The organism is Pseudomonas fluorescens, from assembly GCF_002022275.1.
Taxonomy (GTDB): Bacteria; Pseudomonadota; Gammaproteobacteria; order Pseudomonadales; family Pseudomonadaceae; genus Aquipseudomonas; species Aquipseudomonas fluorescens_AJ.
Genome location: NZ_MSDF01000052.1, coordinates 160,694 through 184,437 on the forward strand (window position 1 = coordinate 160,694; position 23,744 = coordinate 184,437).

The window sequence follows — 23,744 nt, forward strand, 5'->3', positions numbered from 1 at the left end:
TCTATTGTTTTGGCTGATGTCCGCTATTGGCCGCATTCCCTTCTGGGGTCATGCCGAGCTCAATAGAATGGCACCCACAGTCAAACCGCCGCCGAAGGCTGTTGGAGGTCGTCATGCGTTACTTGCTTATTGCAGTGCTGAGCCTGTTCAGCACCCTTGCCGCCGCTCAGGGCAGCCCGAGCACCGGCGTGAATACACCGGTCACCCAAGCGGACGATTACACCGAAGACCTCGACCTCGCCAAAGCGGTGCGCAACACCAACGCTGCGTCCAGCGCTTGCGGGCCGGTCAAGGGCCATGTGGTGTATGTCGACAGCCAGGGCGTGCGCCACGAACTGGATTACGTGCGAGTGGGCGATCCCTGCTCGCACAGCTGACCCTTCCTACAAATCAAACCGATCCACCGCACGCCGACGCTCATTGTCATCGCGCACGTCATAGCTGGCCGTGGTCTGGATATTGGTGTGGTGCGCCAACTTCTGCGCAATCGACAGGTCATGTTCTTCAATCACTCGCGTGATGAAGGACCGGCGGAAATCGTGCGGCATGATTTTCACGCCGACTTGTTCGCCGCGTTGGCGGGCGATGTAATAAATCGCATGTTTGGTGATGCGTTCACGGGTGATATGGCTGCCCCGGCGGATGCGATTGAACAGAAACGTGTCGTCCTGCTCCCCTTCCTTGAGCTGTTCCCGGCGAAACGCCAGCCAGGCCTGCAGTTTGGCAAACGCCCAGGCCGGGGCGTATTTGATCAGCTCTTTGTTGCCCTTGCCGGTCACGCGCAAGCTGCGTTCGTCGAAATTGATCTGCGCCAGGTCGAGGTTGACCGACTCCGACTTGCGCATCCCGGAGCCATACAAAATCCCGATGACCGCCGCATCCCGCAGGCCCTGGGGGCGCGGGTCGGCGGCGCAGGCTTCCATCATTTCGCGAATCAACGTGCGCCGCAGATTGCGCCCATTGCCGAGGCGCGTGCCTGGGGCGGCCTTGACCGAGCGCATTTTCAGCAAGTGGTCCTGGCTGATCAGGCTCAGGCGCCAGGCTTCATTCATCACCCCGCGCACCGCATTCACATACAGTGACGAGGTATTCGGCGCATAGCCGTCTTCGCGTAACGCAGCCACCAGGGCGATCACGTGCTCGGGCTGCAGCAAGTGCCAGTCAATCTCTTCGAGGTTGATGTCTTCGAAGCCCAGGCGGTCGGCAGCGTCCTGCAACACGTAGCGCATGGTCAGTTGGCTGGAGGGGGCCAGTCGGGTCAGGTAGAGGGTCAGCGGATTGCGGATAGACTCAGTCAAGGTAGATCAGCCTTTGGATTAAATACCTCGAACAACTCATTGTTTATTCGAGATATTTAGTGAATTGGCGAAGGCCGAGTCTACCGCAGGATCGGTCCTCGCACAAAATCACGGGGCCGAATCGTCATCCTCGGTAGGCTCTTGAGGCTGGGGTTGAGACTGGGACTGGCTCCACTCGGTGTCTTGCTTTTGCATCAAGGCAAACCAGTGCTGGCGCATGAACGCGAGATAGCCCTCAGGCGCATTGACGAAATCCTTCTCCTCGCCGTAGCAACCCGGCAGCGGGAGTTCGGTGCCCTGCTCCTTGTACTGACTGACCAGAGCCTGTTGCGCCGCAACGCTGCAATCCTTGGGCAGCGGCATGCCCCGCAGGGCGCCCGCCTCCTCGTCCCACCAACTGGCGCCGTTACGATCGACGCCGCGCAGGCGGAATTTCTGCGACTTGCCCACATGCATGATCAGCTTGAATTCACTGGGGCTGACGTCGCTGGTGCAGGTGCGCGAATAACCCACGGTCGTCTGGGTAATGCCGTCGCCGGTCAGGTCAGTGACCTTGGTGGCCGCCATGTCAAAGCGCAGTGCGGCGTCGAACTGGCAATGCTGTACGTCGTCGTAGAGCATCCACACGCGCTTGGGGCGGATGCCGTCGATCAGGTATTGGGCCGCATACACAAACGCAGACTGTGTGCCGTCATCATCGCGTTCACTGACCTGCTCGGCGAGTACCAGCAGGTTTTTGCCCTGATGATCGTCCCAGGTGTAGGCCGCTATCTGCTTGCCACGGACTTCAACGCCCTCCGGTACCTGGTCGATGCTGGTCAACGTAACGCCGTCATCCGCCCGCACGGTCGTGACACACGCCACAGTCATCAACAACCCCATCAACACTGGCCGCAACTGGCCGCGTAAAAGCTGCACGCTATTCATCCGAGTACCCTGGCAAGAGATGGCTTACTTTACCGGCACTTGAAGCGCAATGCAGAGAAGATTGTTGAATTAAATCGATGACTGATGGCACTCTCGAAAAAACCTGAAGTTTTTGTGCGGATTCGGTAACCCTTGGCAGGTCAGCTACTTAACTGAACCCTAGCTGTCTACCTGTCAAATAAACGAGTTTTTCATCAGCCTTTCATATTCGTTCAACATTTTTCCGCTTAATCTCTGCTCCAGGACTTGAGAACAAGCCGCGTGTTCTGGGACTAACCTGTTGATTACGCTTTACCTTTCACACTTTTGGTCTTTACTACGATCCACCATGGAAGAAACCATTGCCCGGTCCAGGAAAGTCGAATGAGTATCGCAAACCCACGCTATGTTTAATCGGTGCTACTGAATATTCAGCCGCCGATTACTGCTGTTTTCACGCTCCAACCTGCTCTAGCCCCGAGGTCATGAATCTTTGAAACCCTACCCTATTCATTGCGTGTCGATCGTCATCCCGGTCTACAACGAACAAGAGAGCCTGCCTGAATTGCTGCGTCGCACGACGGCAGCCTGCAAGCAACTGGCCTACGAATACGAAATCATCCTCGTGGATGACGGTAGTCGCGACAATTCGGCCCAATTGCTGGAAGACGCAGCGGCAGAAGAAGGCAGCAACGTCGTGGCGGTGATCCTTAACCGTAACTACGGCCAGCACGCGGCGATCATGGCCGGCTTCGAGCAGTGCCGTGGCGAGGTGGTGATTACCCTCGACGCCGACCTGCAGAACCCGCCCGAAGAGATTCCGCGCCTGGTCGAACAAGCCGCACTGGGTTACGACGTGGTGGCCACCGTACGCAACAACCGCCAGGACTCGGCTTTCCGCCGCTGGCCTTCGCGCCTGATCAACCTCGCCGTGCAGCGCTCCACTGGCGTGGCCATGACCGACTACGGCTGCATGCTGCGCGCGTATCGCCGCACCATCGTCGACGCGATGCTCGCCTGCCGCGAGCGCAGCACGTTCATCCCGATCCTGGCCAACGGTTTTGCCCGCCACACCACCGAGATCCTGGTGCATCACGCCGAGCGTGAACACGGCGAATCCAAATACAGCCCGATGCGCTTGATCAGCCTGATGTTCGACCTGCTGACCTGCATGACCACCACGCCGCTGCGCCTGTTGTCGATTGTCGGCTTCAGCCTTGCGGCCCTGGGCGTGCTGTTTGCCCTGGCGCTGGTCATCCTGCGCCTGGCCTTTGGCGCGCAATGGGCCGGCGATGGCATGTTCGTGCTGTTCGCGGTCTTGTTCGTGTTCACCGGTGGCCAGTTCATCGGCATGGGCCTGTTGGGTGAATACCTGGGCCGCATGTACAGCGATGTGCGGGCTCGCCCACGCTTCTTTATTGAAAAAGTGCTGCGCAACACACCGGCAGCACCGGCTCCAGTCGTCGTTGTTGACGGCCTGGTGTCATCCCACACCTCTACTTCTCCTTCCGATCAGGTTTCGTCATGAATTCAAAAGCTGTTGTCTTCGCTTACCACGATATTGGCTGTGCAGGCATTGAAGCCCTGCTGACCGCCGGCTACGACATTGCTGCCGTGTTCACCCATGCCGACGACCCCAAGGAAAACAATTTCTACGGTTCCGTCGCCCAACTCTGCGCCCGCAACGGTATCCCGGTGCACGCACCGGAAGACGCCAACCACCCACTGTGGATCGAGCGTATTGCCAAGCTGAACCCGGACTACATCTTCTCCTTCTACTACCGCAACCTGCTGAGCGAGCCGCTGCTGGCGACCGCCCGCAAAGGCGCGTTCAACCTGCACGGCTCCCTGCTGCCTAAATACCGTGGCCGCGCGCCGGCCAACTGGGTACTGGTCAACGGCGAAACCGAAACCGGCGTGACCCTGCACCGCATGGTCAAACGTGCCGATGCCGGCGCGATCCTGGCTCAACAGAAAGTCATCATCGACCGTACCGACACCGGCCTGACCCTGCACGCCAAACTGCGTGAAGCCGCCGCCAACCTGCTGCGCGACGCACTGCCGCAACTGTCGCAGGGCAAGCTGACCGAAACCGCTCAGAACGAAAGCGAAGCCACCTACTTCGGCCGCCGCACCGCTGCCGATGGCAAGCTGGACTGGAAAAAGCCGGCTGAAGAGCTGTTCAACCTGGTTCGCGCCGTAACCCAACCGTACCCGGGCGCCTTCTGCGCAGTGGGCGAGCACAAACTGATCGTTTGGCAAGCCGACGTGGTCAAGGGCAACGAAGGCCTGGCCCCGGGTCGCGTGATCAGCGTCAACCCGCTGCGTATCGCGTGCGGCGAAGACTCCCTGGTGGTGAAATTCGGCCAGCGCAACGAAAACGGCCTGTACCTGGCCGGTCCATCCCTGGCTGACGAACTCGGCCTGGTCGACGGTTCCGTGCTGCGCGGCGCCGAGTCCGGCCGCAAGCCACGCCGTACCCGCGTGCTGATCCTGGGCGTAAACGGCTTTATTGGTAACCACTTGTCCGAGCGCCTGCTGCGTGACGACCGCTATGAAATCTACGGCCTGGACATTGGTTCCGACGCCATCGAGCGCCTGCGCAGCCACCCGAACTTCCACTACGTGGAAGGCGACATCAGCATTCACTCCGAGTGGATCGAGTACCACATCAAGAAGTGCGACGTGGTCCTGCCGCTGGTGGCCATCGCCACGCCGATCGAATACACCCGTAACCCGCTGCGCGTGTTTGAACTCGACTTCGAAGAGAACCTGAAACTGGTTCGCTACTGCGTCAAGTACAACAAGCGCGTGATCTTCCCGTCGACTTCCGAAGTCTATGGCATGTGCCAGGACCAGTACTTCGACGAAGACACCTCGAACCTGGTGGTCGGCCCGGTCAACAAGCAACGCTGGATCTACTCCGTGTCCAAGCAACTGCTGGACCGCGTGATCTGGGCGTACGGCGACAAAGGCCTGAAATTCACCCTGTTCCGTCCGTTCAACTGGATGGGCCCGCGCCTCGACCGTCTGGATTCGGCCCGTATCGGCAGCTCCCGCGCCATCACCCAGCTGATCCTGAACCTGGTGGAAGGCACGCCGATCCGCCTGTTCGACGGTGGCGAGCAGAAGCGCTGCTTCACCGACATCGCTGACGGCATCGAAGCCTTGGCCCGCATCATCGATAACGACAACGATAACTGCAACGGTCAGATCATCAACATCGGCAACCCGGAAAACGAAGCCAGCATCCGCCAGCTGGGCGAAGAGCTGCTGCGTCAGTTCGAAGCTCACCCGCTGCGTAGCAACTTCCCTCCGTTTGCCGGTTTCCGCGACGTGGAAAGCAAGGCGTTCTACGGCACCGGTTACCAGGACGTGGCACACCGCAAACCAAGCATCGAAAACGCCAAGCGCCTGCTGAACTGGGAGCCAACCGTTGAGATGAGCGAAACCATCGGCAACACCCTGGACTTCTTCCTCAAAGAAGCCATGCTCGAAATCGCGGACAAGCGCTGATGCGGGCAGGTCTTCGCATAGACGTCGACACCTACCGTGGCACCCGTGAAGGTGTGCCGCGGTTGCTCGAGTCCCTGGATGAAGCCGGGGTTAAAGCGACGTTCTTCTTCAGCGTTGGGCCGGACAACATGGGGCGCCACTTGTGGCGCCTGATCCGCCCGCAATTTCTGTGGAAGATGCTGCGTTCCAACGCCGTTGGCCTGTATGGCCTGGATATTTTGCTGGCCGGCACTGCCTGGCCGGGCAAACCGATCGGCCGTGACCTGGGGCATTTGATGCGCCAGGCCAAGGCGGCGGGCCATGAAGTCGGCCTGCACGCCTGGGACCACCACGGTTGGCAGGCCAACACCGGGCGCTGGAGCGACGCACAGCTGATCGAGCAAATTCGACGTGGCGTAGACACCCTGAGCGACATCCTCGGTGAGCGTATCGACTGTTCAGCGGCCGCCGGTTGGCGCGCCGATGAACGCGTGGTGCAAGCCAAGCAAGGTTTCAACTTTCGCTACAACAGCGATTGCCGGGGCACCAGCCTGTTCAGGCCGACACTGGCCGATGGCAGCGCGGGCACCCCACAAATTCCGGTGGACCTGCCGACCTTCGACGAAGTCGTCGGGCCGGTGGTGGCTGCCAAAGATTTCAACAGCTTCATTCTTGACCGGTTCGCCGAGTCGAAGCTGAACGTCTACACGATCCACGCAGAAGTAGAAGGGATTCTGATGGCCAACGATTTTCGCCAGTTGCTGGCCCAGGCAGGGCAGCGCGGCATCGACTTCAAACCGCTGGGCGACCTGTTGCCCACAGACCTGACCACCCTGCCCCAGCAACACCTGGTACGTGGCGCACTCAGTGGCCGCGAGGGTTGGCTCGGAGTGCAGCAGGCATGATCCGGCGTCTGGCATTACCCCTGCTCCTGCTGGCGTTTGGCGTGTTTTACCTGCTACCGCTGGCCAGCCATGGCCTGTGGATTCCCGATGAGACTCGCTATGCGCAGATCAGCCAGGAAATGCTGCTGACCGGCAAATGGGCGTCGCCGCACTTCATGGGCATTCGCTACTTCGAAAAACCCGCCGCCGGTTACTGGATGATCGCGCTGGGCCAGGCGATCTTCGGGCAGAACCTGTTCGGCGTGCGCTTTGCTTCGGCGCTGAGCACCGGTCTGAGTATTGTGCTGGTGTACCTGGTGTCGCGCCGGCTCTGGAACGACCCGCAGAAAAGCCTGGTCAGCACCGTGCTGTACATGAGCTTTGTCAGCGTGGCGCTGCTCGGCGGCTATGCCAACCTGGACCCGCAGTTCACCTTCTGGGTCAACCTGACCGGCGTCGCCTTGTGGTTCTGCTTTGACAGCACCACCCGCCGTGGGCGCTTGTGGTCCTGGGCCTTGCTCGGGTTTGCCTGCGGCATGGGCTTTATGACCAAGGGTTTCCTGGCCTGGCTGCTGCCGGTGCTGATCGCCCTGCCCTACGCCATCTGGCAGAAACGCTTTCGTGAACTGCTCGGTTACGGCGTAGTGGCGGTGGTGGTGGCGATTGTTGTCAGCCTGCCCTGGGCGCTGGCCGTGCACCTGCAAGAGCCGGATTACTGGAACTTCTTGTTCTGGCACGAGCATATCCAGCGCTTTGCCGGTGACGACGCCCAACACGCCGAGCCCTTCTGGTTCTACCTGCCGCTGCTGGTCGCGTTCACGCTGCCGTGGATTGCCTTGTTGCCCTCCACGGTGAAACAGGCATGGCTGGAAAAACGCCTGCCGAAAAACGCCTTCCTGTTGCTGTGGTTGTTGATGCCGCTGGCGTTCTTCAGCCTGGCCAAGGGCAAGCTGCCCTCCTACATCATGCCGTGCCTACTGCCATTGGCGCTGCTCATGGGCTCCACGTTAAGCGACAAGCTTGCTCAGGGGCATGGCCGCGCCTTGCGCTTCAACGGCTGGCTGAACCTGGTGTTCGGCGTGCTGGGGGTGTTGGCAATCAGCTGGTTTCAACTCAAACAGCCGGTGTACGAGCACGGCGAGGAAACCCTCAGCCTGGTGCTGGTATTTGTGTTCCTGTTCGGCTGGATCATCGCCAACCTGTTGCAAGCCAGCCGCCCTTTGCAGCTGTGGGCTGCACCAGTTGTCGGCAGCTGGCTGCTGGTGGCGTTGGTGCCCGCCGCGCTGCCGCATTCGGTGGTTTACAACAAGATTCCGGATCAGTTCATCATCGATCACCAGCAGGAATTGCACGCTGCGGGCTCCCTGCTCAGCAACGACCTGGGCGCCGCTTCCGCGCTGTCATGGCGCGTCGGCCGGCCGGACATTGCACTCTACAACACCGTTGGCGAAGTGAAATACGGCATCGCCTACCCGGACACCGCCCATCGCCGCATCGACACCAACGAAGTCCAGCAATGGATGACCGAGGCGCGTAAAAAAGGCTCGGTCGGCGTGGTCATGCGAGTCAAGGGCGAGGACGAAGTCGCCGAAGTGAATCTGTTGCCTCAGGACGGCAAGCGTTATGAACAAGGCAACCTGGTGATCCTGATCTTTCCACAGGTCGCGCAATGATCACGTTGTTTCTCCTGTTGGGCGCGTGCTTGCTCACCTGCATGGGCCAGGTTTCGCAGAAATTTGCCGTAGAAAGCTGGCGCGACCAGCCGGACGGTCTGGCGCCGAAACTGCGTTCGCCGTGGCTGTGGTCGGCGCTGGTGTGCCTGGGTCTGGGCTTGCTCGTGTGGCTGCTGGTGTTGCAGCGCCTGGAAGTCGGTATCGCCTACCCCATGCTCAGCTTGAACTTTGTACTGGTCACGCTGATGGCGCGCTTTGTGTTTCATGAGCACATCGATGGCCGTCACTGGCTCGGTGTCGCGCTGGTGATCGGCGGTGTGGTCTTGCTGGGGCGTCACCTATGAGCCGCGCGCAAGGGTTTGCCCTGGCGCTGGGCAGCGTCGGCCTGGTCAGCGCCGCCCAGTTGGGCATGCGCTGGAGCATGACGCGCCTGCCGTTGCCCACCGAGTGGCTCAACGCGTTCAACAGCAATGCCATCGACCTGAGTGCGCTGGGCGTCGTGGTCCTGGCGATCATCGCCTATGCCCTGTCGATGCTCTGCTGGCTCGGCGCACTCAAACATTTGCCGCTGGGTCGCGCTTACTCGCTGCTCAGCATCAGCTACGCCTTGGTCTACCTGCTGGCTGCCAGCCTGCCGGTGTTCAACGAAGATTTTTCGCTTTCAAAAACCCTGGGGGTGGCACTGGTCATCCTCGGAGTACTGGTTATTAACTCTCGCCGTGCTAGCACCACAAGTCCCAGGAATGCCCCATGAAAATCAGTGTATTTGGTAGTGGTTACGTCGGTCTGGTGCAGGCCACCGTATTGGCCGAAGTCGGTCACGATGTGATCTGCATGGACGTCGACAAGAACAAGGTCGAATCGCTGCAAAAAGGCCATGTGACCATCTTCGAGCCGGGGCTGGCTGCGATGGTGAAGGAAAACCTGGAAAGTGGACGCCTGCACTTCACCTTCGACGAAAAACTCGCTGTCGAGCATGGCGAAGTCCTGTTTATTGCAGTAGGCACACCGTCGGATGAAGACGGCTCGGCTGACCTCAAATACGTGCTGTCGGTCGGCGATGCGGTGTCGCGTCATCGTGTGGCACCGGTCATCCTGGTGGAAAAATCCACCGTACCGGTCGGCACTGGCGACACCTTGCGCGCCCACATCGAAAAAAACCTGCGCATAGCGGGCCGCCACCTGGAGTTCGATATCGTCTCCAATCCGGAATTCCTCAAGGAAGGCTCGGCCGTTGCCGACTGCCGCCGTCCGGACCGCATCATCATCGGCTGCGAGCGCGAGGAAGTGCGTGAAGTGATGCGCGACCTGTACGCGCCGTTCAACCGCAACCACGACCGCATCATCTTCATGGACCTGCGCAGCGCCGAACTGACCAAGTACGCCGCCAACTGCATGCTGGCCACCAAGATCAGCTTTATCAACCAGATCGCCGAGCTGGCCGAACACCTGGGCGCGGACATCGAAGCCGTGCGCCTCGGCATCGGCGCCGACTCGCGCATCGGCTACCACTTTATCTACCCGGGCTGCGGCTATGGCGGCTCGTGCTTCCCCAAAGACATGCGCGCCCTGATCCACAGTGCCAAGGAAGCCAACTGCAACAGCGACCTGCTGCAAGCAGTGGAAGCCATCAACCAGCGCCAGAAGAGCAAGCTGTTTGAGCGCATCAACGCCTACTTTAAAGGCGAACTCAAAGGCAAAACCTTCGCCTTGTGGGGTCTGGCCTTCAAACCCAACACCGACGACATGCGCGATGCACCCAGCCGCGTGCTGATGGAAGCCTTGTGGGCGGCGGGCGCCAATGTGCGCGCCTTCGACCCTGAAGCCATGCAGGAAACCCAGCGCATCTACGGCGACGAGTCGCGCCTGACCCTGCTGGGCACCCCGGAGTCTGCGTTGAGCGGCGCCGATGCGCTGATCGTCTGCACCGAATGGCAGCAATTCAAGGCGCCAGATTTCGACCTGATTCACGATCGCCTGAAAAACCCGGTGATCTTCGATGGGCGTAACCTGTACGACGGCGAGCGCCTGGCGCGCAAAGGCTTCAAGTACTTCCCGATGGGCCGTGGTGACTCCTGCGAACTGCCGATTCCTCAGCAAAACTGGGTATCGCAGGCAAAGGAAGCCTGATACGTGAACAAAGTGCATCCGCCCCTGCTCACGAAAACGATCCGTCACCACTCGCTGGGGCTTGGGCTCCTGGGGCTGGTGCTGTTTATCGTCGGCAACTGGCACCAGACAATTATCGGGTTTGACTCGCGTTTTGTGGTGTTCGCTCAGGAAATGCTGCGTCACGGTCCGAGTTTTTTCCCGACGACCTATGGGCAACCCTACGCCGACTACTTGGCGACCTCGACGCTGCTGACCTGGCTGTTTTCCTTGCCGCTGGGCGAGGTCAACAGTTTCACGGCGTGGTTGCCTACGGCCATCGCGTCGGCATTCATCGTCACGCTGGTGTATCGCCTCACGGCGCCCTACTCCACGCGCTGGGGCCTGCTGAGCATTGCGATGTTGTTGCTCAGCAGCACCTTCATCAGTGAAACGCGTGCGGTGTCGCTGGACCAGATGCTCGCGGCAGTGGCCTTGGCGGTGTTCTACCTGGGTTACGCCCATGACCACTTTGACAGCCCGAAACGCCTGCACTGGCTGTTTTTGTTGCTGATCCTGGGGTTTGCGATCCGCGGGCCGATCGGCCTGGTGATTCCCACCGGCGTGCTGTGCAGCTACTACCTGTTGAACCGGCAGTGGCGGCAGTTGTTCACGTTCGGGCTGCTGGCGCTGGCGCTGCTGGCAGCGTGTGTCGGCTTGTTACTGCTGCTGGCCAAGCTCAGCGGTGGCGAGGAGTTCATGCAGGACGTGATCCGCATGCAGTTCCTGGGGCGCATGGACGGCACCGAAGGCTCCAGTGGCGTGCTGTATTACTTCACCAGTTCTTTGGGCAATTACGCCCTCGCCTATCCGCTGGCGCTGCTGGTGTTGCTGGCTGTTGCGGTAAACGGGCGGCGTACTCCGAGCCCGGCCTTGCAGTTGGTGTTGTACTGCGCCGCAGCCGGTGTGCTGGTGATGCTGGGCCTTTCGGTGCCTCAGGCAAAAAAGGCGCGCTACATCCTGCCGATGCTGCCGATGGCGGCGATCATTGCGGCCTACCCGTTTCAGGTCACTCAAGGGCGGCTGTTTGCGCTGTTGCGTGGGTTGATGCTGGCCCTCTGGACGGTATTGCCGGCGCTGCTGGCAATCGGACTGGTCGTCGCACGGCGGCGTTACCCGGAACAGCTAAGCAGCTTGGGACCCATCTTCACGGTACTGGCAGTGCTTCAGTTGCTGGCGCTGCTGGGGCTGCTCAAGGCCCGGCTGCGTCCGCTGGCACCGGCGTTCGCCGCCGTGCTGGCGCTGTGGTCGACCTACATCGTGGTGGTCGAACCGTTGGAGCGTTCGCTCTACGACACCCGCAGCTTCACCCTTGCCGTCAAAGCGCAAATCAATCAGCAACCGGCCCCTGTGGTGCTGCATGGCCTGGGTAAAGATGCGAAGGCGATCAAGTTTATGGTCAATTTCGGCTGCGACAAGGTGCCACTGTTTACCCAGTCGGGCGCCGACCTGGCGCCGCTGCAAGCGCCAGTCTGGCTGGTGATGAGCGCGCAGGACTTCGAAAAGCTGCAAGACCCGCGCTTGCGCACACTCACGCCTACCCTGACCGGTGAGTTCGACAAAGACCCTTATGTGTTGCTGCATCTGGCCAAAACCCCGGCGCCCTGATCGCCGTTTCAACGACGGTGTAAGAAGCAACGCCCATTCCTCAAAGAATGGGCGTTTTTCGTTATTACCCGCAAGAAACCACCTACATCTCTATGCGTAATGGCTGGTGCTGTTTGCCTTCCTGTCCCCGGAACCCAAATGTAGACTCGTTCGCCAAGCGCACTAACTATCTACCACCGCGTCGACATCGCCGTAACAAGGACATTGCCGTGCGAGAAGATCTAATAGGGATACCGGGACCGACGCTGTATCGATTGATGGCACTGCGCAATGCTCTGGTTGCGTTGAAGGGCCCACTGGCGAACGACCCGGCACTGTGTGAGAGCGTGCGCAAGCACTTGTTCGAAGACAAAGGCGTGGATCCGGTCAACAAGGCCTGCACCGGCATTGAGCGAGAACCACCGGTTTGATTTCACTATTTTTGCATTCAAACTTCATTAATATGCATTTGCGCGGCACCTGACAGGTCGGCACACTGCACTAGTTCCTCCCCCAACTGTTGGAACGTTCAAAGGGCTGCTCCGGGAAACCAGACTGGCCTTTTTTTTGCCCGCCGTTTCAGGACTTCCTCGACAATGTTTGCTCGCCTGCTCCCTGCCGCCGTCAATACCCGCCCAGCCGAATGGAGCCGCGCCGCCATCGGCATGGCCTTTGGCACGTTGCTCAGTGTGTGGCTGTGCGCCCAGGTGTTCGGCATGGAGGTCGCGCTGCACCTGCTCGGCCCGCTCGGGGCATCGGCGGTGTTGTTGTTTGCGGTGTCGTCCGGTGCGCTGGCCCAGCCGTGGTCGATCATTGGCAGCTATTTGTGTGCCGGCGTCATTGCACTGCTGGTCTCGCGAGTACTGGGCCGTACGCTGGGCAGTGCTTGCCTCGCAGCCGGCATGAGCGTGGTGCTGATGTGCTGGCTGCGTTGCCTGCATCCACCTGCCGGTGGCCTGGCCATGACCCTGGTGCTGTCTGACCCTGCGTCCATTGCGTTGGGCTGGCACGAACTGGGCGCGGTGATGCTCGGTGCGGGTGCGCTGCTGACCTGTGCACTGGCCTACAACAACGCCACGCGTACGCGCTACCCCAAAGGGCTGAGCGAGTCACCGGCGGTGGTGCTGGGCGGTGCGCCGCCGGCTACCGACCCGACGATTACAGCGGCCGATCTCAAGTTGGCACTGGCGGACATGGAGCAGTTCTACGATGTGCAGCCGACCGAGCTGGAGCAGTTGATCCACGCCGCTGAAGGCCATGCACGACGCCGCAGTATCGGCGAGGTGCTCGCCCGCCGGGCCGCCTGACGTCTCCTGCATAAATGCAACAACGACCTGCATGATTTCGGGTTGTACTGGGCAAATTTGCACTGGTACGATCGCGAGAGCGTTCGCCCGCGAACATCTTGATAAAGAACAATAAAAGCAGGGAGTTAGAGATGACTGCTCAGGTTTCATCCGAAGCAAGCCGTGCCGACAGGCTTCAGGACGAAGTGATGGCAGAGGTGCGCAACCATATCGGCCACCTCACCCTCAATCGCCCCGCCGGCTTGAATGCCATCACTCTGGACATGGTCCGCAGCCTGACCCTGCAATTGCAGGCCTGGGCAGATGACCCACAGGTTTACGCTGTCGTGCTGCGCGGCGCGGGTGAAAAAGCCTTTTGCGCGGGGGGCGACATCCGCTCCCTGTACGACAGTTTCAAAAGCGGCGACACCTTGCACGAAGACTTCTTCGTCGAGGAATACGCGCTGGACCTCGCCATCCACCATTACCGCAAACCCGTGCTCGCGCTGATGGACGGCTTCGTCCTCGGCGGAGGCATGGGCCTGGTGCAAGGCGCCGATTTGCGTGTAGTCACTGAACGCAGCCGCCTGGCGATGCCGGAAGTGGCCATCGGCTACTTCCCCGACGTGGGCGGCAGTTATTTTCTGCCGCGCATTCCTGGCGAGCTGGGGATTTACCTCGGGGTCACCGGCGTACAGATTCGCGCCGCCGATGCGCTGTACTGCGGGCTGGCGGACTGGTACATCGACAGCGTCAAACTCGCCGATCTCGACCAGAAACTCGACCGCCTGCAGTGGCAGGACTCACCGCTCAAGGACCTGCAAGGCGTACTGGCCAAACTGGCAGTGCAACAACTGCCCGATGCCCCCTTGGCGGCCCTGCGCCCGGCCATCGATCATTTCTTTGGCTTGCCGGATGTGCCCAGCATTGTCGAGCAACTGCAGGAAGTGACCGTCGCCGACAGCCACGAATGGGCGCTGACCACCGCCCACCTGATGAAAACCCGCTCGCCATTGGCAATGGCCGTCACCCTGCAGATGCTCCGTCGTGGCCGTCGTCTGCCGCTGGAGCAATGCTTTGCCCTGGAGTTGCACCTGGACCGTCAGTGGTTCGAACGCGGCGATCTGATCGAAGGCGTCCGCGCGCTCATCATCGACAAGGACAAGACCCCGCGCTGGAACCCGCCCACGCTTGACGGGCTGGACGCCGACCACGTGGAAAGCTTCTTCCATCACTTCAAGCAGGTTCCGAGATAAACCATGCAAGATCTTGAATACACAGAAGAACAAGTCATGATTCGCGACATGGCGCGCGACTTTGCCCGGGGCGAGATCGCCCCCCACGCTCAAGCCTGGGAAAAAGCCGGCTGGATCGATGATGCACTTGTCGCAAAGATGGGCGAACTGGGATTGCTGGGCATGGTGGTGCCGGAAGAATGGGGCGGCACCTATGTCGACTACGTCGCCTACGCCCTGGCGGTTGAAGAGATTTCCGCCGGTGACGGTGCCACCGGTGCGCTGATGAGTATCCATAATTCAGTGGGTTGCGGGCCAGTTCTCAACTACGGCACAGATGAACAGAAACAAACCTGGCTGGCAGACCTTGCCAGCGGCCAAGCCATTGGCTGTTTCTGCCTGACCGAACCCCAGGCCGGTTCCGAAGCCCACAACCTGCGCACCCGCGCCGAATTGCGTGACGGCCAGTGGGTGATCAACGGCGCCAAGCAGTTTGTCAGCAACGGCAAGCGCGCCAAGTTGGCCATTGTGTTCGCCGTGACCGACCCGGAGCTGGGCAAGAAAGGCATTTCCGCCTTCCTCGTGCCCACCGAGACGCCGGGGTTCGTCGTGGATCGTACGGAACACAAGATGGGCATTCGCGCTTCGGACACCTGCGCCGTCACCCTCAACGGCTGCACCGTTCCGGAAGCCAACCTGCTGGGTGAGCGCGGCAAGGGCTTGGCCATCGCCCTCTCCAACCTGGAAGGCGGCCGCATCGGTATTGCCGCCCAGGCGCTGGGCATTGCGCGTGCAGCCTTTGAGGCCGCGCTGGCCTACGCGCGCGATCGCGTGCAGTTCAACAAGGCAATCATCGAACACCAGAGCGTGGCCAACCTGCTGGCCGACATGCAAACGCAACTGAACGCCGCACGCCTGTTGATCCTGCACGCCGCACGCCTGCGCAGCGCCGGCAAACCGTGCCTGTCGGAAGCCTCACAAGCCAAGCTGTTTGCCTCGGAAATGGCCGAGAAGGTCTGCTCATCCGCGATGCAGATTCACGGTGGGTATGGGTATCTGGAGGATTACCCGGTGGAGCGCTACTACCGGGATGCGCGGATCACGCAGATTTACGAGGGCACCAGCGAGATTCAGCGGATGGTGATTGCGCGGGAACTGAAGAACTACCAGCTCTAACGGGTACGCCACAAAACCAAATGTGGGAGCTGGCTTGCCTGCGATGCTGGCACCTCGGTCTATCAGTCATACCGAGGTGATGCCATCGCGGGCAAGCCCGGCTCCCACAAAAGCCAGCTCCCACCGTTTGATCTCTGGTGTTTGAGATCGGGTTACTTATCCTTGAACTCCGGCGCCCGCTTGGCCACAAACGCCGCCATGCCTTCCTTCTGATCCAGCGTCGCAAACGCCGCATGGAACACCCGGCGCTCAAAGCGCACGCCTTCGGACAGGCTCACTTCAAACGCGCGATTCACGCTTTCCTTGACCATCATGCTGATCGGCACGGACTTGCCGGCGATCAGTGTCGCGACTTTCAGCGCCTCTTCCAGCAATTCATCGGCCGGTACGATGCGCGCCACAATCCCGCAGCGCTCCGCTTCCACCGCGTCGATAAAGCGCCCGGTCAGGCACATTTCCATGGCCTTGGCCTTGCCTACGGCGCGGGTCAGGCGCTGGGTGCCGCCCATGCCCGGCAGTACGCCGAGGTTGATTTCCGGCTGGCCAAACTTGGCACCGTCACCGGCCAGAATGAAATCGCACATCAACGCCAGTTCGCAGCCGCCGCCCAGGGCGAAACCGTTAACGGCGGCGATGATCGGTTTGCGGCGGTTAGCCACGCGGTCACTGTCGCTGAACAGGTCGTCGAGGTAGATCTGCGGGTAGGTCAGCTCGGCCATTTCCTTGATGTCGGCGCCGGCCGCGAAGGCTTTTTTCGAGCCGGTCAGCACGATGCAGCCGATTTCCGGGTTGGCCTCCAGGCTGTCCAGCGCCTGGTTCAGTTCACTGACCAGCTGCGCATTCAGGGCGTTCAGGGCTTGCGGGCGATTGAGGGTAATCAGCCCGACGCGGCCCTGCACTTCGAGCAAAATGGTGTCGTAACTCATGTTTCGGCTCCTTAAAGATTGCGTGAGATGACCATGCGCTGAATATCGCTGGTGCCTTCGTAAATCTGGCAGACCCGCACATCGCGGTAGATCCGCTCCAGGGGGAAGTCGCTCAGGTAACCGTAACCGCCCAGGGTTTGCAAGGCGGCCGAGCAGACTTTCTCGGCCATTTCCGAAGCAAACAGCTTGGCCATGGACGCTTCGACCAGCGCAGGTTTGCCGCTGTCACGCAGGGCGGCGGCGTAATGCACCATCTGGCGGGCCACGGCAATTTGCGTGGCCATGTCGGCCAGGCGAAAGGCCACGGCCTGATGTTCGATGATGGGCTTGCCAAAGCTTTCCCGCTCACGGGCGTAGTCACGCGCCGCTTCGAACGCGGCGCGGGCCATGCCCACCGCTTGCGAGGCAATACCCACGCGACCGCCTTCGAGGTTGGCCAAGGCAATTTTGTAGCCTTCGCCCTCCTCGCCCAAACGGTTGGCGACCGGCACCTTTACGTCTTCGAACAGGATTTGGCAGGTGTCGGAGGCATGCTGGCCGAGTTTGTCTTCGACCCGCGCCACCGTGTAGCCCGGCGAATCGGTGGGCACGATAAACGCGCTGATCCCGCGCTTGCCCGCTGCCGGGTCGGTCACCGCAAACACAATCACGATCCCGGCGTTTTGCCCGGACGTAATGAACTGTTTGCAGCCGTTGAGCACGTAATGGTCACCCTCCAGACGGGCACGGGTTTTCAGGCCGCTGGCGTCGGAGCCGGCTTGCGGCTCGGTCAGCGCAAACGCACCGAGCATGGCGCCGCTGGCCAGGGGTTTGAGGAATTGTTCTTTCTGCGCGTCGTTGCCGAATCTGAGGATCGGCACACAGCCCACCGAGTTGTGCACGCTCATGATGGTCGAGCAGGCGCCGTCGCCCGCGGCGATTTCCTCAAGGGCCATGGCATAAGCCAGGTAGCCTGTGTCGCAACCGCCCCACTGTTCCGGCACCAACATGCCGAAAAAGCCCAGTTCAGCCATTTCGCCGATGGCTTCCTTGGGAAACCGATGCTCACGGTCCCACTCGGCGGCGAAGGGTTTCAGGCGTTCCTGGGCAAATTGCCGGGCCGCCTCGCTGATTTGCAGTTGTTCGTCATCTGGTAGCATGGACATTCCTCAGTACAGGCATTCGACAGCCATGGCCGTGGCTTCACCACCGCCGATGCAGATGGCGGCGACGCCACGCTTCATGCCTTTCTGGCGCAGGGCCGAGAGCAAGGTCACCAGAATGCGCGCGCCGGACGCGCCGATCGGGTGGCCCAGGGCGCAGGCGCCGCCGTGCACATTGACCTTCTCGTGGGGAATTTCCAGCTTGCTCATGGTCACCAGGCTGACCACAGCGAAGGCTTCGTTGATCTCGAAGAGGTCAACGTCGCCCAGATTCCAGCCGGTTTTGCTCATCAACTTGCGAATCGCGCCTACCGGTGCCACCGGAAACAGCCCCGGCTCATCGGCAAAGGCGGCGTGGCCGTGGATGACGGCCAAGGGTTTGAGCCCGCGCTTCTGCGCTTCGGAATGACGCATCAGCAGCAGCGCCGCCGCACCGTCGGAAATCGAGCTGGAGTTGGCTGCCGTCACGGTGCCGCCTTCGCGGAAGGCCGGTTTCAGGCCTGTGATCTTGTCCAGCTTGGCCTTGGGTGGCTGCTCGTCATGCAGGATGGTTTTTTGCTCTTTGCCAACGGTGACCTGCACAGGGACGATTTCCGCCGCGAAGTTGCCGTGGGTGATCGCTTCCTGCGCACGGGTCAGCGAGGCAATGGCGAATGCATCCTGGGCTTCGCGACTGAAGCCGTTGTATTCGGCGCAGTCCTCGGCAAAGGTGCCCATCAGGCGGCCTTTGTCGTAGGCATCTTCAAGGCCGTCGAGGAACATATGGTCCAGCACCTTGCCGTGGCCCATGCGATAGCCGCTGCGCGCACGGTCCAGCAGGTACGGAGCGTTGGACATGCTTTCCATGCCGCCTGCGATGACCACATCAACACTGCCGGCCAGCAGCGAATCGTGGGCCAGAATGGTGGCTTCCATGCCCGAACCACACATTTTGTTGAGGGTGGTGCAGCGCGTGCCTTTGTCCAGCCCCGCACCCAGCGCCGCCTGACGCGCAGGCGCTTGGCCCAGGCCTGCCGGCAACACGCAGCCAAACAGCACTTCATCCACGGCATCGGTGGCGATACCGGCACGCTCAACGGCGGCGCGAATCGCGGCTGCGCCCAGTTGTGGCGCCGTCAGGCCTTTAAGGTCGCCCTGAAAACCGCCCATGGGCGTACGCGCGGCGCTGACGATAACGATGGGATCATTCATGAACATTTCTCCTTACTTGGCGGCCATGCGCAAGGCGCCGTCGAGACGGATCACCTCGCCGTTGAGCATGCTGTTTTCGATGATATGGCGCACCAGCGCGGCGTATTCGGCGGGCTTGCCGAGGCGTGGCGGGAATGGCACGCCCGCGGCCAGCGAGTCGCGCACCTCAGGCGTCATGCCGGCCATCATCGGCGTCTCGAAAATGCCGGGGGCGATGGTCATCACGCGAATGCCGAAGCGCGCCAGCTCACGGGCGGCGGGCAAGGTCAGACTGGCGATGGCGCCTTTGGACGCGGCATACGCCGCCTGGCCGATCTGCCCGTCAAACGCGGCGACCGAGGCGGTATTGATGATCACACCGCGCTCGCCGTCGGCATTCGCTTCGGTTTCGGCGATGGCCGCAGCGGCTAGGCGCAACAGGTTGAAACTGCCGATCAGGTTGACGTTGATCACCTGGGCAAAGCTGGCCAGGCCGTGGGGCCCGTTCTTGCCGAGGATTTTCTCGCCGCGCACCACACCGGCGCAGTTGACCAGCCCGTGCAAACCGCCAAAAGCGGCGACTGCGGCTTGCACGGCGGCTTCGGCGGCAGCTTCCTGGCTGATATCGGCCACAGCGCTGCGGGCGTTATCGCCCAGCTGTTGGGCTTTGGCGGCGACCGCCTCGGCGTTCAGGTCCACCAGCATCACTTTGGCACCGGCGGCCACGAGCATTTCAGCGGTGGCCGCGCCGAGGCCCGACGCGCCGCCGCTGACCAGAAATACCTTGTTTTCAATCTGCATCAATGTGTCCTTAAAGTGGATCAGGCAATCGCCGCTTTGGCGATTTCCTGGTTACGCAAAATAAAACGTTGCAGCTTGCCGCTCGGGGTCTTGGGCAAGTCGCTGACAAATTCGATTTCTCTCGGGTAGGCATGCGCGGCCAGGCGCTTGCGCACATGCAGGCGCAGTTCTTCGGCCAGCTCCGCGGTTGCGCGGTACTGCGCGTTGATGACGACGAAGGCTTTCACCACTTCCGTACGCTCCGGGCACGGTTTACCAACGACGGCCGCCTCGATCACGGCCGGGTGCTCCACCAGCGCGCTTTCCACGTCGAACGGGCCCACGCGGTAGCCGGACGTGGTGATCACGTCATCACTGCGCCCGACAAAACTGATGCTGCCGTTGGGGTTCAGCTCCACGGTGTCGCCGCTGAGGTAGTACTTGCCGACGAAGGCCTTGGTGTTCACCCCGTCGTAGCCGGCGAACCAGCACATCGGCGACTGTTCACGGTCGATCGCCAGAATGCCCGGTTGGCCGGCGGGCAATTCCTGATGATTGTCGTCGAGTACCACAATGCGGTGGCCCGGCGAGGCAAACCCGGCTGAGCCCACATGCACCGGGTGCTCAAGGCCGTGGTGGTTGCACAGCACCATGCCCAGCTCGGTCTGGCCGTAGTGGTCGTGGATGGTCACGCCCAGGTTGTCCGCGAACCAACGGATCACTTCCGGGTTCAACGGCTCGCCGGCGCTGCTGACAATACGCAGCTTGCCCTTGATGGAACTGGCGAACTGTTCGCCACCGGCAATCAGCATGCGATACGCCGTCGGCGAACCGGTGAGGTTGGTGATCGCGTATTTATTGATGACCCGGCAGGTGCTTTCCAGCGTGAACGGACCATCGTAGAAGGTAATCGGGTGGCCCATCGACAGAGGCCCGGTCACGCCGAAATAGATGCCATAGGCCCACCCCGGATCAGCGACGTTCCAGAACGCGTCTTCAGGGCGCAGGTCTACCGCGTCACGGGTGTAACTCTGAAAGGCGACGATGGCCTTGAGCGGCACCGACAGCGCTTTCGACGGGCCGGTGGTGCCGGAGGTGAACATCAGCAGGAACGGATCATCCCCGCCCAGCAACACGGGCTCGCAGACGTTGGAGTGGTTGGGCAGCTCGGCCCAGAAACTGAAATCGCCGCGCACGATGCCCTCACCCCTGGCGCCGGCGACCGTGACGATGGTCGGGCAGCCTGCCACGTCGACCAGCTTGGGCCGGTTCACCGCGTCGGTGACCACCAGCGCTGCGCCGGAACTGTTCAGGCGATGTTCGATGGCCTTGGGGCCGAACGCGGTAAACAGCGGCTGATAGACCGCGCCGATGCGCCAGGTGGCGAATACCACCACCAACAATTCAGCGGTGCGTGGCAGCAGGCCGGCCACCTTGTCACCGCGTTTGACGCCCTGGGCCAGCAGGAAATTGGCGAAACGTGAAGCCTGATCCTGCAGTTCGGTGAACGTGGACGTAGCGCTGCGCCCGTCCTTGCCCTCCCAGAACAATGCGATGCGCCCCGGCAGCGCGTGGCGGTCACAGCATTCCACACAGGCATTGAGCGCTTGCAGGTTGCCCGCCAGCGCGGCGTCGACGGTGTGCGGGTAGTCAAATTCGGTGGTGGCAGCCAAATACTCACGCATCGCTTCAAATCCTTCTGTGTTTTTATTTTCAGGACGTAAACCTCGCAAATAGTCGCTCTAGAGCGGTGCAGCGGCAATGGTCAAAGCCTTCAACCTCGCTGACTGGTTTGGCCAATGATTGATCGCGCCAATCAACCGGTCAGCCCAAGTGATTGGACGCCCGCCCGGCAGGCTTCTAACCTGAGGGTCTGCGCCACAGAAGAAACCCTCCCGATGATCGTGCGTCCCAAGCCCAACCTCCTGGGTATCCTGTTTTCCCTCAAGGGCTCGATTGCCAAACGTATTGCCTTGCGCAGCTTGCTGGTCACCCTGCTGGCCTCGGTGATCGTGCTGGTGGAGACCTGGCACCCTGCGTATTTCTCCAAGGTGAACGCTACGCCGTTCACCCTGCTCGGGTTGTCGCTGTCGATCTTCATGAGTTTTCGCAACAACGCCTGCTATGACCGCTGGTGGGAGGGCCGTAAACAGCTGGGGCAGATGATTATTGAAGTGCGTTCGCTGATTCGCGAAACCCAGGTACTCGGTGATTCGCCCGAGCGTGCGGGCCTGCTGCGCGGGCTGTGTGGTTTCGCCCATGGCTTGATCGCACGCTTGCGTCACGAAGATGAAACCCGGGCAATCAATCCCTGGATGGCGGTGAATGCTGGCCATCCCAACCTGCCCGACAGGGTGTTGCAGCACCTCGGCGCGACGTTTTCCGAACTGGCTGCACAGGGTGTGATCAGCGAATGGCGTTATACCCAATGGGAAACCCGCCTGGTCAGCCTCAGCCAGGTGCAGGCCGCGTGCGAGCGGATCAAGCACACGCCGCTGCCCTTCCCTTACACGCTGCTGTTACACCGCACCATCTACCTGTTCTGCATTCTGCTGCCGTTTGCCATGGCCGAGCCGCTGGGCTGGCTGACGCCGGTGTTCACCGCCATCGTCAGCTACACCTTCTTTGGCCTGGACGAAATCGGCGACGACCTGGAAGACCCGTTCGGTTTCGACGAAAACGACCTGCCGTGCAATGCGCTGGTACGCACCCTGGAGCGCGAGGTACTCGCCGCCCTTGGCGAAACTGACTTGCCGCCTGCCCTTGAGCCGGTGGAATACGTACTGACCTGACGCCGGTTTGACACTCGCGGTGGTCTGACCGAAGCTGATGGCTTTGCAATAGCTGCTCAAGCTTTTGGACGCCTGCATGTCAAAGTCACGCCGTAACGTCATCATCGGCCTGTGCGCCCTGCTGTTGATTGTTTCTGCCACCTGGTATTTCTCCCGCTCAACTCCGGTGACCGTGCCGCCTGCGATTGCCCATGGTTATGCCAAAGCGCTCAAACAGGCGCATAACGGCGAGCCCGGGGCTGCGCGCGTGCTGTATCAGCAATTGGGCCGCCCGGATCTGTCCCCCGAGCGTCGCGCTGCGCTGCATGCCGAATTGCCCAACTACCCAAGCCCGCAGGCGCTGAAGCTGGCCGATAAAGACCTGGCCGATGCGTCGCCGCTGGTGCGCGAGGCCGCGATCCACAGCATCGTCGGCCTGGTGCCTACCGGCCAACGCACGCTGCTGCTGGGGCCGGCACTGGACGACCCCGAGCAAGAAGTCCGCTTCGCCGCCGCCAATGCCTTGCTGGGTTTGTCGCCGGATACCCTCGGCCTGTATTTCGGCCCCCTGCAGCAAGTGCTCGATGAGTTCGTGAAAAAGATCAAGGCCGAGCCCGAATCAGCCGAGAGCTGGATTCAGCTGGCGCGCCTGTACATCCACAGCGCGTTGTTGCCGGACGCGCAAAATGCACTGCAACAGGCGATTCGCTTGCAACCGGACAACCTGCAAGCGGTGGTCGCCCAGATCGAGTTACTGGATAAGCAAGGCAAGTCGGAAGAGTCCCGCCAGCTACTCGCGCAACAACTGGCGGCGCATCCGGAATCGGCCTACTTGCAACACGCCCTGGGCATGTGGCTGCTGCACCACGGTGAGCGCCCTTACGCCCTGCTCGGCCTGTCCAAGGCGGTGGAGCTGGAACCGGACAATCAGGATTACCGTTACGACCTGGCCACCACCCTGCACGCCCAGGAGGAGCTGGAAGCCGCCCAGCGCCAGTTGGAGGAAATCATCCAGCGCCACCCCGCCAACCGCAAAGCCCGCGTGCTGCTGGTCAATTACTGGAAAGAAAGCGGCCAGCTGCAGAATGTTCAGGTGCTGCTGGCGCAATTGGAGCAGCAGAATCCGGATGATCCGGCGCTGCAGCAGGGCTTGTGATGGCACCGCAAAACTTGTCAAAATTCAACCCGTTTGTACAAATATTACAAAGCGTTGAACCGCCACAGGCCGCCACGGTCAAGTAAATATGGCGCGCCCAATGCGGGCGCG

22 protein-coding genes are annotated in these 23,744 nt (G+C 61.1%); 15 read left to right on the forward strand and 7 right to left on the reverse strand.

Annotated elements, in window-relative coordinates; translation table 11 throughout:
* The first annotated feature begins 113 nt into the window (after positions 1-113).
* Positions 114-377: a DUF2790 domain-containing protein gene (locus BFW87_RS25790; protein WP_078742524.1), complete on the forward strand. Its 264-nt coding sequence runs from the start codon at positions 114-116 to the stop codon at positions 375-377.
* 6 nt (positions 378-383) lie between these two features.
* On the opposite strand, the gene BFW87_RS25795 is transcribed toward BFW87_RS25790, so the two are convergent.
* On the reverse strand, positions 384-1,298 hold the full coding sequence (locus BFW87_RS25795; RefSeq protein WP_078742525.1) for a site-specific integrase: 915 nt from the start codon (positions 1,296-1,298) through the stop codon (positions 384-386).
* 108 nt (positions 1,299-1,406) lie between these two features.
* Positions 1,407-2,225, reverse strand: a complete 819-nt coding sequence (locus BFW87_RS25800; RefSeq protein ID WP_078742526.1) for a M949_RS01915 family surface polysaccharide biosynthesis protein — start codon at positions 2,223-2,225, stop codon at positions 1,407-1,409.
* A 472-nt stretch (positions 2,226-2,697) separates the two neighbouring features.
* Here BFW87_RS25800 and arnC point away from each other — a divergent pair, with 472 nt between their 5' ends.
* From arnC to BFW87_RS25855, 12 genes are all read left to right on the forward strand, one after another.
* Complete coding sequence (gene arnC, locus BFW87_RS25805) at positions 2,698-3,732, forward strand: undecaprenyl-phosphate 4-deoxy-4-formamido-L-arabinose transferase (protein ID WP_078742527.1); 1,035 nt, start codon at positions 2,698-2,700, stop codon at positions 3,730-3,732.
* Positions 3,729-5,720 carry a bifunctional UDP-4-amino-4-deoxy-L-arabinose formyltransferase/UDP-glucuronic acid oxidase ArnA gene (gene arnA / locus BFW87_RS25810; RefSeq protein WP_078742528.1) on the forward strand — a complete coding sequence of 664 codons (1,992 nt, stop codon included), beginning with the start codon at positions 3,729-3,731 and terminating at the stop codon, positions 5,718-5,720. The genes arnC and arnA overlap by 4 nt, the downstream gene beginning before the upstream one ends.
* Positions 5,720-6,604 (forward strand): 4-deoxy-4-formamido-L-arabinose-phosphoundecaprenol deformylase, encoded by an 885-nt coding sequence (gene arnD, locus BFW87_RS25815; protein WP_078742529.1) that lies wholly within the window; start codon positions 5,720-5,722, stop codon positions 6,602-6,604. Before arnA ends, arnD begins: the two co-directional genes overlap by 1 nt.
* A complete protein-coding gene (gene arnT, locus BFW87_RS25820; RefSeq protein WP_078742530.1) occupies positions 6,601-8,256 on the forward strand; it encodes a lipid IV(A) 4-amino-4-deoxy-L-arabinosyltransferase in 1,656 nt (551 codons plus the stop codon). The genes arnD and arnT overlap by 4 nt, the downstream gene beginning before the upstream one ends.
* Complete coding sequence (gene arnE, locus BFW87_RS25825; RefSeq protein ID WP_078742531.1) at positions 8,253-8,600, forward strand: 4-amino-4-deoxy-L-arabinose-phosphoundecaprenol flippase subunit ArnE; 348 nt, start codon at positions 8,253-8,255, stop codon at positions 8,598-8,600. The genes arnT and arnE overlap by 4 nt, the downstream gene beginning before the upstream one ends.
* The gene (gene arnF, locus BFW87_RS25830) at positions 8,597-9,010 is read left to right on the forward strand and encodes a 4-amino-4-deoxy-L-arabinose-phosphoundecaprenol flippase subunit ArnF (RefSeq protein ID WP_078742532.1); all 414 of its coding nucleotides are present in this window, start codon (positions 8,597-8,599) and stop codon (positions 9,008-9,010) included. The genes arnE and arnF overlap by 4 nt, the downstream gene beginning before the upstream one ends.
* Positions 9,007-10,386, forward strand: a complete 1,380-nt coding sequence (locus BFW87_RS25835) for a UDP-glucose dehydrogenase family protein (protein WP_078742533.1) — start codon at positions 9,007-9,009, stop codon at positions 10,384-10,386. The genes arnF and BFW87_RS25835 overlap by 4 nt, the downstream gene beginning before the upstream one ends.
* A 3-nt stretch (positions 10,387-10,389) precedes the next feature.
* Complete coding sequence (locus BFW87_RS25840) at positions 10,390-12,012, forward strand: ArnT family glycosyltransferase (protein ID WP_078742534.1); 1,623 nt, start codon at positions 10,390-10,392, stop codon at positions 12,010-12,012.
* Between the two features lie 209 nt (positions 12,013-12,221).
* Positions 12,222-12,422: a type VI secretion system contractile sheath small subunit gene (locus BFW87_RS31775; RefSeq protein WP_139372507.1), complete on the forward strand. Its 201-nt coding sequence runs from the start codon at positions 12,222-12,224 to the stop codon at positions 12,420-12,422.
* A gap of 165 nt (positions 12,423-12,587) precedes the next feature.
* Positions 12,588-13,298, forward strand: a complete 711-nt coding sequence (locus tag BFW87_RS25845; protein WP_078742535.1) for an HPP family protein — start codon at positions 12,588-12,590, stop codon at positions 13,296-13,298.
* 131 nt (positions 13,299-13,429) lie between these two features.
* The gene (locus BFW87_RS25850) at positions 13,430-14,533 is read left to right on the forward strand and encodes an enoyl-CoA hydratase/isomerase family protein (protein ID WP_078742536.1); all 1,104 of its coding nucleotides are present in this window, start codon (positions 13,430-13,432) and stop codon (positions 14,531-14,533) included.
* A gap of 3 nt (positions 14,534-14,536) precedes the next feature.
* Complete coding sequence (locus BFW87_RS25855) at positions 14,537-15,688, forward strand: acyl-CoA dehydrogenase family protein (protein ID WP_078742537.1); 1,152 nt, start codon at positions 14,537-14,539, stop codon at positions 15,686-15,688.
* A 152-nt stretch (positions 15,689-15,840) separates the two neighbouring features.
* Here the strand turns inward: BFW87_RS25855 and BFW87_RS25860 are convergent, their stop codons facing one another.
* Genes BFW87_RS25860 through BFW87_RS25880 form a run of 5 tightly spaced genes read right to left on the reverse strand, consistent with a single transcriptional unit; the run spans position 15,841 to position 21,391 of the window.
* Positions 15,841-16,614 (reverse strand): enoyl-CoA hydratase, encoded by a 774-nt coding sequence (locus BFW87_RS25860; protein WP_078742538.1) that lies wholly within the window; start codon positions 16,612-16,614, stop codon positions 15,841-15,843.
* Between the two features lie 11 nt (positions 16,615-16,625).
* Entirely contained in the window at positions 16,626-17,753 is a 1,128-nt protein-coding gene (locus BFW87_RS25865; RefSeq protein ID WP_078742539.1) for an acyl-CoA dehydrogenase, read from the reverse strand.
* Between the two features lie 9 nt (positions 17,754-17,762).
* Entirely contained in the window at positions 17,763-18,947 is a 1,185-nt protein-coding gene (locus BFW87_RS25870; RefSeq protein ID WP_078742540.1) for an acetyl-CoA C-acyltransferase, read from the reverse strand.
* 12 nt (positions 18,948-18,959) lie between these two features.
* The gene (locus tag BFW87_RS25875; RefSeq protein ID WP_078742541.1) at positions 18,960-19,727 is read right to left on the reverse strand and encodes an SDR family NAD(P)-dependent oxidoreductase; all 768 of its coding nucleotides are present in this window, start codon (positions 19,725-19,727) and stop codon (positions 18,960-18,962) included.
* A 20-nt stretch (positions 19,728-19,747) separates the two neighbouring features.
* The gene (locus BFW87_RS25880) at positions 19,748-21,391 is read right to left on the reverse strand and encodes an AMP-binding protein (protein ID WP_078742542.1); all 1,644 of its coding nucleotides are present in this window, start codon (positions 21,389-21,391) and stop codon (positions 19,748-19,750) included.
* A gap of 213 nt (positions 21,392-21,604) precedes the next feature.
* On the opposite strand from BFW87_RS25880, the gene BFW87_RS25885 reads away from it, so the two are divergent.
* Positions 21,605-22,498 (forward strand): bestrophin family protein, encoded by an 894-nt coding sequence (locus BFW87_RS25885; RefSeq protein WP_078742543.1) that lies wholly within the window; start codon positions 21,605-21,607, stop codon positions 22,496-22,498.
* A gap of 76 nt (positions 22,499-22,574) precedes the next feature.
* A complete protein-coding gene (locus BFW87_RS25890; RefSeq protein WP_078742544.1) occupies positions 22,575-23,633 on the forward strand; it encodes a HEAT repeat domain-containing protein in 1,059 nt (352 codons plus the stop codon).
* Positions 23,634-23,744 lie beyond the last annotated feature (111 nt).

What these genes read in the sequence shown, in the direction of transcription:
- BFW87_RS25790 (WP_078742524.1), top strand. Translation starts at nt 114, where the DNA reads ATGCGTTACTTGCTTATTGCAGTGCTGAGCCTGTTCAGCACCCTTGCC.
- BFW87_RS25800 (WP_078742526.1), bottom strand. Translation starts at nt 2,225, where the DNA reads ATGAATAGCGTGCAGCTTTTACGCGGCCAGTTGCGGCCAGTGTTGATG.
- arnA (WP_078742528.1), top strand. Translation starts at nt 3,729, where the DNA reads ATGAATTCAAAAGCTGTTGTCTTCGCTTACCACGATATTGGCTGTGCA.
- arnD (WP_078742529.1), top strand. Translation starts at nt 5,720, where the DNA reads ATGCGGGCAGGTCTTCGCATAGACGTCGACACCTACCGTGGCACCCGT.
- arnT (WP_078742530.1), top strand. Translation starts at nt 6,601, where the DNA reads ATGATCCGGCGTCTGGCATTACCCCTGCTCCTGCTGGCGTTTGGCGTG.
- arnE (WP_078742531.1), top strand. Translation starts at nt 8,253, where the DNA reads ATGATCACGTTGTTTCTCCTGTTGGGCGCGTGCTTGCTCACCTGCATG.
- arnF (WP_078742532.1), top strand. Translation starts at nt 8,597, where the DNA reads ATGAGCCGCGCGCAAGGGTTTGCCCTGGCGCTGGGCAGCGTCGGCCTG.
- BFW87_RS25835 (WP_078742533.1), top strand. Translation starts at nt 9,007, where the DNA reads ATGAAAATCAGTGTATTTGGTAGTGGTTACGTCGGTCTGGTGCAGGCC.
- BFW87_RS25845 (WP_078742535.1), top strand. Translation starts at nt 12,588, where the DNA reads ATGTTTGCTCGCCTGCTCCCTGCCGCCGTCAATACCCGCCCAGCCGAA.
- BFW87_RS25850 (WP_078742536.1), top strand. Translation starts at nt 13,430, where the DNA reads ATGACTGCTCAGGTTTCATCCGAAGCAAGCCGTGCCGACAGGCTTCAG.
- BFW87_RS25855 (WP_078742537.1), top strand. Translation starts at nt 14,537, where the DNA reads ATGCAAGATCTTGAATACACAGAAGAACAAGTCATGATTCGCGACATG.
- BFW87_RS25860 (WP_078742538.1), bottom strand. Translation starts at nt 16,614, where the DNA reads ATGAGTTACGACACCATTTTGCTCGAAGTGCAGGGCCGCGTCGGGCTG.
- BFW87_RS25865 (WP_078742539.1), bottom strand. Translation starts at nt 17,753, where the DNA reads ATGCTACCAGATGACGAACAACTGCAAATCAGCGAGGCGGCCCGGCAA.
- BFW87_RS25870 (WP_078742540.1), bottom strand. Translation starts at nt 18,947, where the DNA reads ATGAATGATCCCATCGTTATCGTCAGCGCCGCGCGTACGCCCATGGGC.
- BFW87_RS25875 (WP_078742541.1), bottom strand. Translation starts at nt 19,727, where the DNA reads ATGCAGATTGAAAACAAGGTATTTCTGGTCAGCGGCGGCGCGTCGGGC.
- BFW87_RS25880 (WP_078742542.1), bottom strand. Translation starts at nt 21,391, where the DNA reads ATGCGTGAGTATTTGGCTGCCACCACCGAATTTGACTACCCGCACACC.
- BFW87_RS25885 (WP_078742543.1), top strand. Translation starts at nt 21,605, where the DNA reads ATGATCGTGCGTCCCAAGCCCAACCTCCTGGGTATCCTGTTTTCCCTC.
- BFW87_RS25890 (WP_078742544.1), top strand. Translation starts at nt 22,575, where the DNA reads ATGTCAAAGTCACGCCGTAACGTCATCATCGGCCTGTGCGCCCTGCTG.